Annotated in this window: 14 protein-coding genes; 4 read left to right on the top strand and 10 right to left on the bottom strand. The window is 68.0% G+C overall.

The annotated features are described in order from the left end of the window. Nucleotides 1-33: 33 nt before the first annotated feature. Together KDK82_RS01880 and KDK82_RS01885 are read right to left on the bottom strand one after the other, a co-directional pair. Nucleotides 34-678, bottom strand: coding sequence for an L-threonylcarbamoyladenylate synthase (locus KDK82_RS01880; protein WP_012207210.1), 645 nt, complete (start codon nt 676-678; stop codon nt 34-36). Nucleotides 679-703: 25 nt separating this feature from the next. After that, nucleotides 704-1,567: a 3',5'-nucleoside bisphosphate phosphatase gene (locus KDK82_RS01885; RefSeq protein ID WP_013800875.1), complete on the bottom strand. Its 864-nt coding sequence runs from the start codon at nt 1,565-1,567 to the stop codon at nt 704-706. Between the two features lie 212 nt (nt 1,568-1,779). Between KDK82_RS01885 and KDK82_RS01890 the strand changes: the two genes are divergently transcribed. Next, nucleotides 1,780-3,567, top strand: coding sequence for a methyl-accepting chemotaxis protein (locus KDK82_RS01890; protein ID WP_088163902.1), 1,788 nt, complete (start codon nt 1,780-1,782; stop codon nt 3,565-3,567). A gap of 58 nt (nt 3,568-3,625) precedes the next feature. On the opposite strand, the gene KDK82_RS01895 is transcribed toward KDK82_RS01890, so the two are convergent. The 7 genes from KDK82_RS01895 to KDK82_RS01925 all read right to left on the bottom strand — a co-directional run bounded on the left by KDK82_RS01895 (nt 3,626) and on the right by KDK82_RS01925 (nt 10,625). Then, entirely contained in the window at nt 3,626-4,288 is a 663-nt protein-coding gene (locus tag KDK82_RS01895) for a DUF799 domain-containing protein (protein WP_088163903.1), read from the bottom strand. Nucleotide 4,289: 1 nt separating this feature from the next. Continuing rightward, nucleotides 4,290-4,664, bottom strand: a complete 375-nt coding sequence (locus KDK82_RS01900; protein WP_034396835.1) for a DUF4810 domain-containing protein — start codon at nt 4,662-4,664, stop codon at nt 4,290-4,292. Continuing rightward, nucleotides 4,661-5,341 (bottom strand): CsgG/HfaB family protein, encoded by a 681-nt coding sequence (locus KDK82_RS01905; protein WP_088163904.1) that lies wholly within the window; start codon nt 5,339-5,341, stop codon nt 4,661-4,663. Before KDK82_RS01905 ends, KDK82_RS01900 begins: the two co-directional genes overlap by 4 nt. A gap of 97 nt (nt 5,342-5,438) precedes the next feature. After that, nucleotides 5,439-7,157 carry a single-stranded-DNA-specific exonuclease RecJ gene (recJ, locus tag KDK82_RS01910; RefSeq protein ID WP_043825009.1) on the bottom strand — a complete coding sequence of 573 codons (1,719 nt, stop codon included), beginning with the start codon at nt 7,155-7,157 and terminating at the stop codon, nt 5,439-5,441. A 10-nt stretch (nt 7,158-7,167) separates the two neighbouring features. Then, nucleotides 7,168-8,166: a phosphoglycerate mutase gene (locus KDK82_RS01915; RefSeq protein WP_088163905.1), complete on the bottom strand. Its 999-nt coding sequence runs from the start codon at nt 8,164-8,166 to the stop codon at nt 7,168-7,170. A 66-nt stretch (nt 8,167-8,232) separates the two neighbouring features. Beyond that, on the bottom strand, nt 8,233-9,558 hold the full coding sequence (locus KDK82_RS01920) for a sulfatase (protein ID WP_088163906.1): 1,326 nt from the start codon (nt 9,556-9,558) through the stop codon (nt 8,233-8,235). Between the two features lie 44 nt (nt 9,559-9,602). Further along, the gene (locus KDK82_RS01925; RefSeq protein ID WP_088163907.1) at nt 9,603-10,625 is read right to left on the bottom strand and encodes a tripartite tricarboxylate transporter substrate binding protein; all 1,023 of its coding nucleotides are present in this window, start codon (nt 10,623-10,625) and stop codon (nt 9,603-9,605) included. A gap of 179 nt (nt 10,626-10,804) precedes the next feature. Here KDK82_RS01925 and KDK82_RS01930 point away from each other — a divergent pair, with 179 nt between their 5' ends. The 3 genes from KDK82_RS01930 (at nt 10,805) to lolD (ending at nt 13,299) form a co-directional block, all read left to right on the top strand. Next, nucleotides 10,805-11,275, top strand: a complete 471-nt coding sequence (locus tag KDK82_RS01930) for a MarR family winged helix-turn-helix transcriptional regulator (RefSeq protein ID WP_034396824.1) — start codon at nt 10,805-10,807, stop codon at nt 11,273-11,275. 61 nt (nt 11,276-11,336) lie between these two features. Continuing rightward, complete coding sequence (locus tag KDK82_RS01935) at nt 11,337-12,590, top strand: lipoprotein-releasing ABC transporter permease subunit (protein ID WP_088165413.1); 1,254 nt, start codon at nt 11,337-11,339, stop codon at nt 12,588-12,590. Beyond that, nucleotides 12,583-13,299: a lipoprotein-releasing ABC transporter ATP-binding protein LolD gene (gene lolD, locus KDK82_RS01940; RefSeq protein ID WP_013800885.1), complete on the top strand. Its 717-nt coding sequence runs from the start codon at nt 12,583-12,585 to the stop codon at nt 13,297-13,299. The genes KDK82_RS01935 and lolD overlap by 8 nt, the downstream gene beginning before the upstream one ends. A 21-nt stretch (nt 13,300-13,320) precedes the next feature. Here the strand turns inward: lolD and KDK82_RS01945 are convergent, their stop codons facing one another. Next, on the bottom strand, nt 13,321-14,787 hold the full coding sequence (locus tag KDK82_RS01945) for a methyl-accepting chemotaxis protein (RefSeq protein ID WP_088163908.1): 1,467 nt from the start codon (nt 14,785-14,787) through the stop codon (nt 13,321-13,323). Nucleotides 14,788-14,893: the final 106 nt, after the last annotated feature.

The following is a 14,893-nucleotide window of genomic DNA, read 5'->3' on the forward strand; positions in this document are numbered from 1 at the left end:
TGCGGAGCATGGCCCCTGCTCGGGCCATCTTCGTCAGGCCATCTCAAGGCCCAGGGCGTCCAGGCTGCCCCTTCCCTGGCGCACCACGGTCGGCGGATTGCCCAGGGCCATGGGAACCAGGTCGATCACGGTGGTCGGCTCCGAAGGGCAGGCGCCTGCATCGACGATGGCGTCAAGCTCGTGGGGGAAGCGCTCCAGGATGGCGTCCGCGTCGTGCAGGGCCTCGGTCTCGCCCGGCGGGATCAGCGTGGTGGCGATCAGCGGCTCGCCCAGTTGCTCCAGCAGCAGCTGCGTGCCCTTGCGGTCCGGCACGCGCAGGCCGATGGTCTTGCGCGAGGGATGGCTCAGGCGCTTGGGCACTTCCTTGGAGGCTTCCAGGATGAAGGTGTACGGCCCCGGCGTGGCCAGCTTGAGCAGGCGGTACTGGCGGTTGTCCACGCGCGCATAGCTGGACAGCTCCGACAGGTCGCGGCACAGCAGCGTGAGATGGTGCTTGTCGTTGATCTGCCGGATGCGACGAAGCCGTTCCACCGCAGGGCGGTCGTCCAGGTGGCAGACCAGCGCGTAGCTGGAGTCCGTGGGAATGGCCAGGATGGCGCCCTGGCGCAGCATGTCGGCGGCCTGCTTGATGAGACGGGGCTGGGGATTGTCGGGATGGGCTTCGAAGCGTAGGACCATGGTGTGCGTTGTTGGCGGGAGGAGCTCAGGCCAGCTGTATGCGCTCGCTCAGCAGTTCCCATACCGGCGTCAGCTGGCCCGGCAGGTAGGGCAGGTCGCCCAGATCGGTGTGCGATTCCTCGGGGCTGTGGAAGTCGCTGCCGCGCGATGCGGCCAGGCCGAATTCGCGCGCCATGTCGGCATAGATGGTGTATTCGCTGGGCCGGTGGCTGCCGGTGACGACCTCGACGCCCTGGCCGCCATGGGCCTTGAACTCGGAAAACAGCGCGTATTCCTCGTTGGCGGTGAGCGCGTAGCGGGCCGGATGGGCGATCACCGCCACACCGCCGGCCTGCGTGATCCAGCGCACGGCATCGGCCAGGCGGGCCCAGGTGTGGGGCACGTAGCCGGGATGGCCTTCGGTCAGGTAGTGGCGGAACACCTCGCCCGTGTCGCGGCAGCGGCCGGATTCCACGAGAAAGCGTGCGAAATGGGTGCGTGAGATCAGGCCGGGATTGCCGGCGAAGCGCAGCGCGCCTTCGTAGCTGCCTTCGATGCCGGCCAGCTCCAGCTGGCGGGCCATCTCGCGGGCGCGTGGGCCGCGCCCGTCGCGCGTGGCGTGCAGCCCTTCGAGCAGGGCGGGGTCGTCCGCGTCAAAGCCCAGTCCCACGATGTGCACGGTGGCACCTGCAAAGCTCACCGAGATCTCGGCGCCCGTCAGGTAGTCCATGCCGCAGGCGCGCGCGGCGGCGGCGGCGCGGTGCTGGCCGCCGACTTCGTCATGGTCGGTCAGCGCCCACAGCTGCACGCCCCGGGAGGCGGCGCGTTCGGCCAGTTGCTCCGGCGTCAGCGTTCCATCCGAGACCACGGAGTGGCTATGCAGATCGGCGTTCAGATAGGACTTGGGCACCGGTCCATTGTAGGTGTCGGTGCTTTTCCGAGCCGGGTAGTGCGGCTGGGGGACTTCCCTGAGTGCGGGTTAACAGGCCTCAATAGTGACGGATGCATGACGATGATCAGCCAGGCGCCGTCAAGGGTGGACAAGAATGGTTTCCGGAGCGATGGGCGGCAGGGGCGCCATGGCCTGGCTCCGGCATTGTTATAAAAAAGATCGGTTTTTCCATGAATCTGAATCAAATCACGGTCGCCCAGAAGCTGTGGGCCCTGGTGCTGGGACTGCTGGTGAGCATGCTGGTGGTCAACGGCGGCATCCTGGTCTATCTGCACGGGGTCAACGAGAAGATCAACACCGCTGTGATGACCGCGCAAAGCGGCGCCACGCTGGCGCGCGAGTGGCGGCATCTGACGCAGATGAGCGTGGAGCGCTCCATCGTCGCGGCCATGTCGCCCGACGAGACGCTGGCCGCGCAGCAGCGCGCGTTGATGAGCAAGGGCATAGAGCGCATCAATGTGCTGCAAAAGCAGGTGGGCGACCTGCAGCTGGGCACGCAGTCCAAGCAGGCGCTGGACGCCGTGGCGGCCGAGCGCCGCGAGACGCTCAAGGCCAACTCGGCGGCCCAGGAGGCGCGCAAGGCCAGCGATTTCGCCACCACGTTCGACATCGTTGAAAAGCAGCTGCGCCCGGCCGCCGAGCGCTACAACAGCGCGCAGGAAGCCTTCGTGCAGCAACTGGAGCGCCAAAGCGAGCTGGGGCGCGAGGAAGGCGTGGCCCATCGGCGCCAGGCGTACTGGATCGGTGCGCTGGCCAGTGCGGTCATCGTGGCCCTGGGCCTGTTCATGGGGGTGGCCATCATGCGGTCGATCACGCGGCCGCTGGACCAGGCCGTGGCCCTGGCCGACGGCATTGCCGCAGGCGACCTCACGGGCTCGGTGCAAAGCAACCGGGGCGATGAGCTGGGCCATCTGCTGGGCGCACTCAACGGCATGGCGCAGCGGCTGCGTGGCGTGGTGGGCGAAGTGCGCTCTGGCGTGGAGTCCGTGTCCACGGCCTCCAACCAGATCGCCAGCGGCAACCAGGACCTGTCCTCGCGCACCGAGCAGACAGCGGCCAACCTGGAGGAGACGGCGGCCAGCATGGAAGAGCTGACGGCCACCGTCACCCAGTCGGCCGACACGGCGCGCCAGGCCAACCAGCTGGCGGCCACGGCCGCGCAGGCGGCCGAGCAGGGCGGTGCCGTGGTGGCCCAGGTGGTCACCAGCATGCAGCAGATCACGGACAGCAGCCGCAAGATCGCCGACATCATCGGCGTGATCGACGGCATTGCCTTCCAGACCAATATCCTGGCGCTGAACGCCGCCGTGGAAGCGGCCCGCGCAGGCGAGCAGGGCCGGGGCTTTGCCGTGGTGGCGGGCGAGGTGCGCTCACTGGCCCAGCGCAGCGCCGAGGCCGCCAAGGAAATCAAGCTGCTGATCACCACCAGCGTGGACAACGTGCAGTCGGGCTCGAAGCAGGTGGAGCAGGCGGGGCGTTCCATGGAGGAAATCGTCTCCAGCGTGCGCCGCGTCAGCGACCTCATCGGCGAGATCACGGCCTCGTCCACCGAGCAGCGCGACGGCATCGGCCAGGTCAACCAGGCCGTGACCCAGCTCGACCAGATGACCCAGCAGAACGCGGCCCTGGTCGAGGAATCCAGCGCGGCTGCGCTGGCCATGCAGGACCAGGCGCGGCGCCTGTCCGAGGTGGTGGCGGTGTTCAAGCTGGGGCAGGAGGGCAGCGCACTGGCGCCGGCCAGGGCACACGTGCCGGCCACCGCAGCGGCACGCCGGTCGGCATCTATCGGTGCAACCGGTGCAACTGCTGCGGTGCGCCCTGCGCCTGCGGCACCCGTACGTCCAGCGCCCGCCGTGCGCAATGCACTGGCGCCCCAGAAGATCCAGCAGCCCGTGGCGAAAGCCCCCGCCAGGACAGCGGCCAAGACCGGGGCGGACGACGACTGGGAGACCTTCTGACCGGGAGGAGCGGGGATGCAGGCCGGCGTGCAAGTCAGCGCCGGCCTGCAGGCCTTCGTCAGTTGCGCGGCTTGCCGTAGTCGGGCGAGCGCGGGCCTGGCAGCAGTCCCCGCTGCGCCATGGGCGACAGCAGGCGCTGGTTGGCGATGGAGGCGATCTGCACGCTGCGGTCGTTCATGGTGTCCAGGATCTGGTTGAGCAGTGCCGTCACCAGGATGCCGACCAGTCCGCCGCCGGAGCTTTGTCCTTCGGCGCTGGAGGCCGTGGCACTGCCATCCCACAGCTGGGTGCCGGTGCGCAGGTCCACCAGCTTGGCCTCCAGCGTGACCACGGAGGCGCTGCTGATCACCGCATAGCTGGTGCCGTAATTGCGGATGTTCAGGTACAGGGCCGCATCGGCGCCAAAGATCTCCCTGAGCTTGGCCACGGGCAGTTCCTGGGCGTCGTCGGCGCTGACGATGCCGTTCTGGCGGAACATTTCCTCGGTGACAGCCACGGGCAGAACGTAGTAGCCGGCCTCAGCCAGCGGCAGCGTGATCTGGGACAGCACGCCCGCCGGTGCATTCACTTCCGGGGACTGGTTCAGCGCAGGCATGACCAGGATGGAGGCAGGCTTGGATGCCCGCAGCGCCGCATAGTCGTAGGGCGCTGTGGTGGCGCACCCGGTCAGCGCCACGGTCATGGCAAGTGCCAGGGTCTTGATGTGATCGGTCAGGCGCATGTCAATTCTTGCGGGCCGTGAAGGTTTGCAGCAGCGTGTCCATGAAGGTGGCGGACTCGGGGAAATGCTGTTTTTCCTCGGCCAATTGCTCCACCGTCTTTTCGTTGTTGCCGGTTCGGGAATAGAGCATGGCCATATGGGCGCGGTAGCCGGGCGGCAGCGCCTTTCCCTCGGCCTGCACCTTCAGGCGGGCTTCTTCCAGCTTGAGCAATTGGTCCTCGGCGCCGGTACTGCCGTCATCCTTGAGGTATTGGTAGACCTGGGGCTGGTAGTCATTCCAGGCATACAGCGGCTGGCGCGGCGCAGCGCAGCCGGCCAAAGTGGCGCAGATGGCCAGCGCGGCCAGGGCCGCTGCCGAATGGATGGGGCGTTTCATTGCGCGGGCTTCCATGCGCCGCTGTCAATGCCGGCTGCCAGCTTGTCCACGGCTTCGCGGATGGCCAGATCCAGTACCTTGCCGTTGAGTGTGGAGTCATAGCCGGCCGTGCTGCCGAATCCCACGATTTCGCGGTTCGACAGGCTGTATTCGCCGGCACCCTGTACCGAATAGACGACTTCGGAGGTCTGTACCCGGACGATGTTCAGGCTGACCTTGGCATAGGCCACCTGCTCCTTGCCACGGCCGAGCACGCCGAAGAACTGGCGGTCCCCGAGCACCTTGCGGCCGAACTCGCTCACGTCGCCGGTCACGACGTAGGTGGCGCCCTTGATCGACTGCTCCTGCTTGTTGAAGCCCGCTTCCTGGCGGGTCTCGGACATGTTGTCGCGGTCCAGCACGCTGAATCGGCCGCTTTGCTGCAGATGGGTTACCAAGATGGTTCTGGCCTGGCCACCGAGACGATCGACGCCGTCCGAGAAAATGCCGCGCTGAAAGCTGGAGCGGTTGTCGAATTTGCCCACGGAAATGGGGCTGCGCGGGCCTTGATAGACGCTGGATGCAGAAGCGGGTTTGGCCGTTTCAAGCGTGCGCGATTGCTCGGTGGTGGCGCAGCCGGAAAGGCCGGCGGCCAGGGTGATGGCAATGGCCGTGCAAGGCCACAGGCGAGAGGTCATGAGTATTTCCCCGGTTTTCTTGGAATGAATTTGCAATAATTTGTTGCAAAAACCGGGGATATTAACCGAGGGGCACCGTGAATGGCGCCCCGGGTCTCTAGGACGCGTCCGAATGCACTCCCTCGATCAGGAATTGCACCTTGCGCTCTCCGCGCCATTCATTGATGTCCATGCGAAAGGCAATGCAGGCCGATGGCGGCAGCGGGTCGGTATGGCCGAACCAGATTCCGTCCACGGTTTCGCCCTGATGGCGCAATTGCAGTTTCAGGTGCTTTTCACCGACCAGGCGCTGTGACAGCACTTCCAGTTGCTCGCTGAAGGTGGGCGGGGCAAAGCCCTGGCCCCAGACCGCGAGATTGAGCTGCTCGACCATTTCGGGCTTGCGGAAATCCGGGTCCAGCGGTCCGTCGGTCTCTATGCGGCGCGTCAGCGTGGCCGCGTCCAGCCATTCCTGTGCCACCTGCGCCAGGGCCTTCTCGAACACCGCGAAACCGGCCTCGGCAATGGTGCAGCCGGCCGCCATGGCGTGGCCGCCAAAGCGCAGCAGCAGGCCGGGGTGGCGCTTGGATACGAGGTCCAGCGCGTCGCGCAGGTGAAAGCCGGGAATGGAGCGGCCCGAGCCCTTGAGTTCATGCTCGTGCCCCGGCGCGCCGCTGGCGGCGAAGACGAAGCTGGGCCGGTGCATGCGGTCCTTGATGCGCGAGGCCACGATGCCGACCACACCCTCGTGGAAGTCGGGGTCGAACACGCTGATGGCGGCCGGCGGCGTCATGCCGTCCTCGCATAGGCCTTCGGCCATGAGCAGGGCCTGCTCGCGCATGCCGCCTTCCAGTTCGCGGCGTTCGCGGTTGATGGCGTCCAGCATCTGCGCCAGGTTGGCGGCGCGACCCGCATCGTCCGTGGTCAGGCACTCGATGCCGATGGTCATGTCGGACAGCCGGCCTGCGGCATTGATGCGCGGGCCCAGGGCAAAGCCGAAGTCGAACGTGGTGGCCGCAAAGGCCTTGCGGCCAGCGGCTTCGAACAGGGCCAGCAGGCCCGGCTGCATCTGGCCACGGCGGATCTGCTTCAGGCCCAGGGCGACCAGACGGCGGTTGTTGGCGTCCAGCCGGACCACGTCGGCCACCGTGCCCAGGGCGACCAGGGGCAGCAGGGCCTCCAGCCGGGGCTGGCTGGCCTTGTCGAAGCGGCCGCGCGCGCGCAGCTCGGCACGCAGGGCCAGCAGCACGTAGAACATCACGCCGACGCCGGCCATGGACTTGCTCTCGAAGCTGCAGCCGGGCTGGTTGGGGTTGACGATGGCATCGGCCAGCGGCAGGTGGTTGCCGGGCAGGTGGTGGTCGGTGACGACCACCTGCAGTCCCAGGGCCTTGGCTTCGGCCACGCCTTCGACGCTGGCAATGCCGTTGTCCACGGTGACCATCACCTCGGCGCCGGTTTCCTTGACGCGGCGTGCGATGGGCGGCGTCAGGCCGTAGCCGTCCACCACGCGGTCGGGCACCAGGTAGCTGACCTCGGTCGCGCCCAGCATGCGCAGGCCGCGCCAGCCCACGGCGCAGGCGGTGGCGCCGTCGCAGTCGTAGTCGGCCACGATGCACAGGCGCAGGCCGCGCTCTATGGCATCGGCCAGCAGCCGCACGGCGGCCTCCATGCCCAGCAGGCCGGAGGGGGCCAGCAGGCGTGCAGGCGTGTCGTCCAGCTCGTCGGCGGAGCACACGCCGCGTGCGGCGTAGAGCTGGGCCAGCAGCGGGTGGACGCCGGCCTGGCGCAGTGCCGAGGCCTGCTGCGCAGGGATCTCGCGGGGGATGATTTTCATGGGCAATGTGTCAGAGCATGCGGCCCAGGTCGGGTAGGGCGCGGGGGCCGAAAAGGCCCGTCAGCCTGTCCAGCCAGCGCGGCGGGCGGCTGCTCCATGCGATGGCATGGCGTTCGCCGCACAGCGTCAGCGTGAGCGGGTGGCCTGCGCGCACGCGCTCCAGCAGGCGGGCGATGAGCCCGGCGTCCAGCGCCTTCCAGGCCTCGCGCCACGCAGCGGGGTTGCCCTGCAGGGCTGCGGCGTGAAGGTCGTCCAGGCATTGCACGGCGGCCTTGACGCCGGTGGCCGTGCCGGGCTGCAGGCGCCCGGCGCCGTGGACCCAGAAGGCGTTGATGGGCACCTGGCCGCGCGCGGCGCGGGCATCGTTGAAGACATGGGTGTAGAGCAGCATCTGCACCTCGCTTTGCAGGCGGTGCAGGGCGCGCGCCTGCTGCGCATCGGGCAGCCAGGGCCGCACGTCGCGGCCGATGACGCGGTCCATGGAGGCCGTGGCCAGGTCATCGAACAGCGCACCGCGCGCCAGCCAGCGCTGCGGCTGCTGGTACTCCAGCACGATGCCGTCGTCAGCGAACCAGGGCGCCAGCAGGGCCAGCAGCTGGCGGGATTCATCATCGCTGAGGGGTGTGGTGGCGGGATCGCTCTGGTGCACCTGGTCTGCGCCTATGTGCCAGTGGCAGGGCGTGACATAGGCGCAGGCCTGCGCCGTCTCACCGGCCTGCCAGGCGGCCCAGGCAATCAGGCCCGGCACATCGGGCAGGCCCAGCGAGCGCGCCAGGGCGCGTTCGTGGGGGGGAGAAAAATCCATCTCCGTGCCGGTCTGTGCGGGCGCGGGCTGCATCAGCGCCAGCAGGGATTGGAGATGGGGCAGCTCCAGTCCGCCCCAGACGGCCGCGACGGCAGCGTCATCCGCTGCATCCGAGGACGGACCGCCGGCATAGGGAATGATCCATTCGGTCGTTTCCTCCAGCGGGGCTTGGGTGGAGGACACCAGGGGCGCGGTCAAAAGCATGGCCGCTATTGTCGGGCATGGGGTGCCGCAGTGCCGGCGCCTTCGTTTTTCCCCTTGGAGCGCGGTTCAGCGCTGGGGCATGTCGCGGGCCGAAGAGACCAGGCTGACAGTGGCGTCCTCGGGGATGGGCGGCATGCCCTGGTTCCAGTCTTCCCAGGCGCTGCGCATGGCGGTCAGACGCTCGGGCGCGCGCGCTGCCTGGTTGGCGCGCTCGCGCTCGTCGGCCGCAAGGTCGAACAGGTAGTCGATGCCGTCCATGCGCAGGTACTTCCAGTCGCCGTCGCGCAGCGCGCGCTGGCCGCGGTGCTTCATGCGCCAGTGCAGGGTGCGCGGGAATTCGGCATCTTCGGCGCGCAGCACGGGCAGCAGCGAGATGCCGTCCAGCGCATGGCCCTCTGGCGCCTGCACGCCGGCGGCGTCCAGCACCGTGGCCGACCAGTCCATGCTCATGCAGTGCTGGGGGCTGCTGCGGCCCGGTGCGATGACGGCTGGCCAGTGCGCAATCCAGGGCACACGTATGCCGCCCTCGGTCAGGTCCATCTTGCCGCCGACCAGGGGCCAGTTGTCGGAGAAGCGTTCGCCGCCGTTGTCGCTGGTGAAGACGATGAGGGTGTTGTCCAGCTGTCCGTTGGCGCGCAGCGCCTCGACGATCCAGCCTATGCCTTCGTCCATGTGGTGGATCATGCGGCGGTACTGGTGGATGTTGCCGCCGTCCAGGTGGGCAATGCCTGCGCCCAGCGCCGCGGCCGTGCTGCGGTCATCGCGCGTTTCCCAGGGCCAGTGCGGCGCCGTGTAGTGCAGGCTCAGGAAGAAGGGCGCATCGCCTTGGGCCATGCGGTGGACGAAGTCCACGCTGCGCTGCGACAGCAGGTCGGTCAGGTAGCCCTCGTCATGGTGTTCCTCCTCGCCCACCCACAGGTCGTGCTGGCCCGAGCTGCTCAGGTGGGTGAAGTAGTCCACGCCGCCCGACATGGGGCCGAAGTATTCCTCGTAGCCCGAGCGCAGCGGGCCGAAGTGCGGCGGGTAGCCCAGGTGCCATTTTCCGATCAGCGCCGTGCGGTAGCCCGCATCCCTGAGCATGGAGGCGACGGTGGGCATGTCCGGCAGCAGGCCCAGCTTCTCGCCCAGCGGCGTGCCGCGTGTCTTGCTGTTGATGGGCTCCTCGGCTGCACCGCGCAGGCGGTACTGGTAGCGCGCCGTGGCCAGGGCAAAGCGCGTGGGAGAGCACACGGGCGAGTTGGCATAGCCCTGGGTGAGCCTGAGGCCGCCGGCGGCCAGGCGGTCAAGCACGGGAGACACCTGGCCGAAGTCGGCCGCGCGGCCGCCGTAGCAGCCGAGGTCGGCATAGCCGAGGTCGTCGGCCACGATGAAGAGGATGTTGGGACGGGACATGGAAATGCGCTCTGTGCAGGGTCGTGGGCGGGAAGCGGCGGCGCTCATTCCATCTTCATTCCGGTGGACTGGATCACGGTCCGGTAGCGGTCGGCCAGCGCCTGTATGCGTTCGGCAGCGGCCGGGCCGGTCAGGCCTTCGTAGAACAGGTCGTTGGCGCGCATGCGCTCGCGCAGGGCCGGATCCTTCATGGCCTTTTCCAGCGCGGACTGGATTCTTGCGACCAGGGGCTCGGGCGTGGCGGCAGGCACCCACAGGGCGAACAGCACTCCCTGCTCCAGGTCCTTGTGGCCCAGCTCGCCCACGGTGGGCACGCCGGGCACCAGCGGGTTGCGCTGGCGCGTGGTCACGGCCAGCGGCACGACCTTGCCGGCCGCCACCTGGCCCAGCATGGCCGAGGAGCTGATGATGCCGCCGTCCACCTCGCCCGCCAGCACGGCCGTGCTGGCCGGGGCGTTGCCCTTGTAGGGCACGTGGCTGACCTTGGCACCCGTGGCATGGGTCAGGATGGCCGAGGCCAGGTGGCCCGGCGTGCCGTAGCCGGCCGAGCCCAGCGTCAGGCCGTTTCTCTTGCCCTGGGCGATGAACTGGTCCAGGGTCCTGAGGCCGGTGCGCGGGTTGACGGCCACCATCATTCCCTGCGAGGCAATCATCATCACGGGGCGCAGGTCCGTGCCCTTGAAGGGCATGCTCTTGTAGATGAAGGGATTGACGGTGAAGGTCGTGTCGATGCCGACCAGCAGCGTGTAGCCGTCGCCGGGCGCCTTGGCCGCGTTGTCGGTGCCGATGTTGCCGCCCGCGCCGGGCCGGTTGTCCACGACGAAGGGCTGTTTGAGTTCACGCTGCAGTACCTCGCCCAGGCTGCGCGCCAGGATGTCGGCAGCGCCGGCGGGTGCGAAGGCGACGACGATGCGCACGGGTTTGGCGGGCCAGGCTGCAGCATCGGCGGCCGCATCGGCCCGGGCGCCAGCGCCGGAGCCCAGGCCCAGCAGAAGGGCCAGGCCGGCCCGCAGCAGCGGGCTGCGCAAGGCATGGGTGGCATGGGTGGCTTGGAACAGGGAAAACATGGTGGCGAACTTTCTGCGCTGCGGGGGCGCCGGGCTTTGCGAGAATCCCCAGGCCGGCTCCGGACGGTGGCTCCCGTTGTCTCCTTTCCGGACGGGGCCACTGTAGAAGTCCCCGCAGCAATTGATCTAATCAACTGTTCCCCGTGAATACCCGTCCCGCTCCCACCTCCATCCAGCAGATGCTGCTGTTTCGCATCAACCGCTACTTCGGTGCAGCGGGCGGCGTGGCCATGCGCATGTGCGAGGCGCATTTCGGCATCACGCGCCGCGAGTGGGGCGTGATGGCCACGGTGGCTGCCAACGAGGGCCTGCTGTCGTCGGAGCTGGCCGAACGCGCGCAGCTGGACCGCGCACGCACCTCGCGCGCCCTCAGCGGGCTGGAGGAAAAGGGCTGGGTGCAGCGCAGCCCCATGCCCGGCGACCGCCGCCGCGTGGCCGTGTCGCTGACGGCCGAGGGGCGGCGCATGTACGGCCTGATCCTGCCGCGCATGGCCCAGATCCACCTGGACCTGGTGTCCGTGCTCAGCGACGAGGAACTCGCACAATTCGATACCTTGCTGGCCAGGCTGCAGCGCCATGCGCTGACGCTGGAGGCAGAGGGCCGCTACGACGCCCTGCCGCGTGTGGACCGCGGACGGCACCGGCGCTGACACGCCGACGGCAAAGCCTGCCGCCATGCAGGGCCTGTGGGCGATGACACAATGCATGCCCATGCAATTTCCCTACGAACTGGCCGTCGGCTGGCGCTATACCCGGGCGGGGCGTGCCACGCGCCGCAACGGCTTCATCTCGTTCATCTCCGGCGTCTCCATGCTGGGCATCGCCCTCGGTGTGGCGGCGCTGATCATCGTGCTCAGCGTGATGAACGGCTTCCAGAAGGAAGTGCGCGACCGCATGCTCAGCGTGGTCTCGCACATCGAGATCTTCGCGCCCCAGGGCGCGGCGCTGCCCGATCTGGAGCGCACCATGCGCGAGGCGCGCGCCAACCCTGACGTGCTGGGCGCCGCCCCGTTCGTCGCGGCCCAGGCGCTGCTGGCGCGTGGCGAGGACATGAAGGGCACCCTGGTGCGCGGCATCGATCCGGCGCGCGAGGGCGAGGTCACCGATGTGGCCGCCACCAATGCCGAAGTGCTCAAGCACCTGGTGCCCGGTGAATTCAACGTGGTGCTGGGTGTGGAGCTGGCGCGCTCGCTGGGCGTGCGCCAGGGCGACATGGTCACGCTGATCGCCCCGGGCGGCCAGGTCACGCCGGCCGGCGTGGTGCCGCGCCTCAAGCAGATGCATGTGGTCGGCACCTTCGACTCCGGCCACTACGAATACGACTCGGCCCTGGTGATGATGCATTACGAGGACGCGCAGCGCCTGTTCCGCCTGGAAGGGCCGACTGGCATCCGCCTGAAACTCAAGGACCTGCACGAGGCGCCGCGCGTGGCCATGGAGCTGGCCCACACCATCACCGACCGCCTGCTGATCCGCGACTGGACCCAGCAGAACCGCACCTGGTTCGCGGCCGTGCAGCTGGAAAAACGCATGATGTTCATCATCCTCACGCTCATCGTGGCCGTGGCCGCGTTCAACCTCGTGTCCACGCTGGTGATGACGGTGACCGACAAGCGCGCTGACATCGCCATCCTGCGCACGCTGGGCGCCTCGCCTTCCAGCATCATGGGAATCTTCATGGTGCAGGGCGCCATGGTGGGCGTCATCGGCACCTTTGCGGGCCTGCTGCTGGGCCTGGGCATCGCCTTCAACATCGATGTCATCGTGCCGGCCATCGAGCGCCTGCTGCACGCCAACTTCCTGCCCAAGGACATCTACCTGATCAGCAAGATGCCCAGCGATCCGCAGTACAGCGACATCATGCCCATCGCCGTGATCTCCCTGGTCCTGGCCTTTGTCGCCACCATCTATCCCAGCTGGCGCGCCAGCCGCGTGAACCCCGCCGAGGCGCTGCGCTATGAATGAAGTGAATGTGATGCCCGGTTTCGAAGTGTCCCAGCAGGGCGCCGTGGTCCTGGATGCGCGCGGCCTGACCAAGCGCTTTGCCGAAGGACGGCTCAACGTGCAGGTGCTGGCAGGTGTCGATCTGCAGGTGCGTGCGGGCGAGACGCTGGCCATTGTCGGCGCCTCGGGCTCGGGCAAGAGCACGCTGCTGCACCTGCTGGGCGGGCTGGACGCCCCCACCAGCGGCAGCGTCACCCTCAAGGGCGAGCCCCTGCATGAACTCAGCGCCCAGAAGCAGGGCGCGCTGCGCAACCGGCACCTGGGCTTCATCTACCAGTTCCACCATCTGCTGCCCGAATTCAGCGCCCAGGACAACGTGGCCATGCCGCTGCGCATACGCCGCGACGACAGGGCCGAGTGCATGGAGCGCGCCGCACGCATGCTGGCGGCCGTGGGCCTGGGCGAACGCATGCTGCACCGTCCGGCCGAACTGTCGGGGGGCGAGCGCCAGCGCGTGGCCATTGCCCGCGCCCTGGTCACCCAGCCGGCCTGCGTGCTGGCCGACGAGCCCACCGGCAACCTGGACCGCAGCACGGCCGACACCGTGTTCCGCCTGATGCTGGAGCTGGCGCGCAGCCATGGCACGGCCTTCGTCATGGTCACCCACGATGAGCAGCTGGCGGCGCGCTGCGACCGCATGGTGCGCCTGGTGCAGGGCCAACTGGCCTGACCGGCAGGCCTGAGTCTGGACTCAGGCCATGCGCAGCAAGGTGCCTGGCAGGCGCTGGGCGCCTACGGGAAGCACGGCCGCTGCCGGGGCCGACTTGATCTGCGGCGCAGCGGGAACGATGGATGCCGGCAGCGGCTTGCGCTGCGCCTGGTCCCTGGATGCATCCGCGACGGCCGCGCTCTGCGCCGTCAGGTCGGCCGTCACCTCGCGCAGGCGCGCCGACTGGGCCATGGACGCCTGCACCACATCGCCCATGATGGCCGTGACCTGGTGCGAGGAGTCCACGATCTCCTGCATGGTGCCGCCGGCCTGGCGCACCTGATTGGCGCCCAGTGCCACCTGCTCCACCGAGGTGTGGATGAGCTGCTTGATTTCCTTGGCGGCGGCGGCGCTGTTCTGTGCCAGTGCCCGTACCTCGCCTGCCACCACGGCAAAGCCCCGGCCCTGCTCGCCTGCGCGGGCCGCCTCCACGGCAGCGTTGAGCGCGAGGATATTGGTCTGGAAGGCGATGCCGTCCATCACGCCGATGATGTCGCTGATCTTGCGCGAGCTGGCGCTGATGGACTCCATGGTGCCCATGACCTCGTGCACCGTGCGTCCGCCCTGCTCTGCCACCAGGCAGGCCTGGCGGGCCAGTTCGTTGGCCTGGCCTGCGTGCTCGGCGCTTTCGCTCAGGCCCTGCATGGCCTCGCCCAGGGTCTGCGCGGCCGTGAAGCGGCGCGTGATATCGCGGGCGTACTTGACCACCTTGAACGGCCGGCCATCGGCGTCGAGGATGGGGTTGTAGCTGGCCTCGATCCAGACCTGGCGGCCGTGCTTGCCGATGCGCAGGTACTGGCCCGCATCGTGCTGGCCGCTGGCCAGCTTGCGCCAGAACTGCGCGTATTCGGGGCTGTGGCGTTCATGGGGCTGGACGAACATGCTGTGGTGCCGCCCCGTGACCTCATCCAGCGTGTAGCCCATGGCCTGCAGGAACAGGCGGTTGGCATGCAGGATGTTGCCCTGCAGGTCGAACTCGATGATGGCCTGCACCTTGGAGATGGCGGCCAGCTGGCCTTCGGCGTCGGCGTTGCGGCGCTGCTGCTCGGTGATGTCGGTGGCGTACTTCACCACCTTGAAGGGCCTGCCATGGCGATCGAAGATGGGGTTGTAGCTGGCCTGCAGCCAGACATCGCGCCCGTCCTTGGCAATGCGGCGGTAGCGTCCCGCGTCGTGGATGCCATTGCCCAGGCGCTGCCAGAACGCGGCGTACTCGGACGACTCGCTCATCTGGTGGTCCACGAACATGCGGTGGTGCTGGCCGATGACCTCGCCTTCCTCATAGCCCATGGTGTCCAGGAAGTTCTGGTTGGCGGCCAGCACATGGCCTTGCAGATCGAACTCGATCACGGCCTGGGACTTGTGGATGGCTGCCAACTGCCCATTCAGTTCCGCCTGGCGGCGTGCGCCACCCAGGTCCAGGATCCGACTCCATGCTGAGCGCTTCATGGGAAATTCCTCTCTCCAAAGAATGCCTGCCGGTGTTGCGAGAGCTCGACGCGGGGGGGGGGGGGGGGGAAATTTTTTTTTTTTTTTTTTTTTGGTTTTTTTTTTT

The sequence above is a fragment of the Delftia sp. K82 genome (genome assembly GCF_002193035.1).
Taxonomy (GTDB): Bacteria; Pseudomonadota; Gammaproteobacteria; order Burkholderiales; family Burkholderiaceae_C; genus Comamonas; species Comamonas acidovorans.

Excerpts from the sequence above, each read along its gene's own strand:
- KDK82_RS01880 (WP_012207210.1), bottom strand. The coding sequence starts at position 678 with ATGGTCCTACGCTTCGAAGCCCATCCCGACAATCCCCAGCCCCGTCTC.
- KDK82_RS01890 (WP_088163902.1), top strand. The coding sequence starts at position 1,780 with ATGAATCTGAATCAAATCACGGTCGCCCAGAAGCTGTGGGCCCTGGTG.
- KDK82_RS01895 (WP_088163903.1), bottom strand. The coding sequence starts at position 4,288 with ATGCGCCTGACCGATCACATCAAGACCCTGGCACTTGCCATGACCGTG.
- KDK82_RS01900 (WP_034396835.1), bottom strand. The coding sequence starts at position 4,664 with ATGAAACGCCCCATCCATTCGGCAGCGGCCCTGGCCGCGCTGGCCATC.
- KDK82_RS01905 (WP_088163904.1), bottom strand. The coding sequence starts at position 5,341 with ATGACCTCTCGCCTGTGGCCTTGCACGGCCATTGCCATCACCCTGGCC.
- recJ (WP_043825009.1), bottom strand. The coding sequence starts at position 7,157 with ATGAAAATCATCCCCCGCGAGATCCCTGCGCAGCAGGCCTCGGCACTG.
- KDK82_RS01915 (WP_088163905.1), bottom strand. The coding sequence starts at position 8,166 with ATGCTTTTGACCGCGCCCCTGGTGTCCTCCACCCAAGCCCCGCTGGAG.
- KDK82_RS01920 (WP_088163906.1), bottom strand. The coding sequence starts at position 9,558 with ATGTCCCGTCCCAACATCCTCTTCATCGTGGCCGACGACCTCGGCTAT.
- KDK82_RS01925 (WP_088163907.1), bottom strand. The coding sequence starts at position 10,625 with ATGTTTTCCCTGTTCCAAGCCACCCATGCCACCCATGCCTTGCGCAGC.
- KDK82_RS01930 (WP_034396824.1), top strand. The coding sequence starts at position 10,805 with ATGCTGCTGTTTCGCATCAACCGCTACTTCGGTGCAGCGGGCGGCGTG.
- KDK82_RS01935 (WP_088165413.1), top strand. The coding sequence starts at position 11,337 with ATGCAATTTCCCTACGAACTGGCCGTCGGCTGGCGCTATACCCGGGCG.
- lolD (WP_013800885.1), top strand. The coding sequence starts at position 12,583 with ATGAATGAAGTGAATGTGATGCCCGGTTTCGAAGTGTCCCAGCAGGGC.
- KDK82_RS01945 (WP_088163908.1), bottom strand. The coding sequence starts at position 14,787 with ATGAAGCGCTCAGCATGGAGTCGGATCCTGGACCTGGGTGGCGCACGC.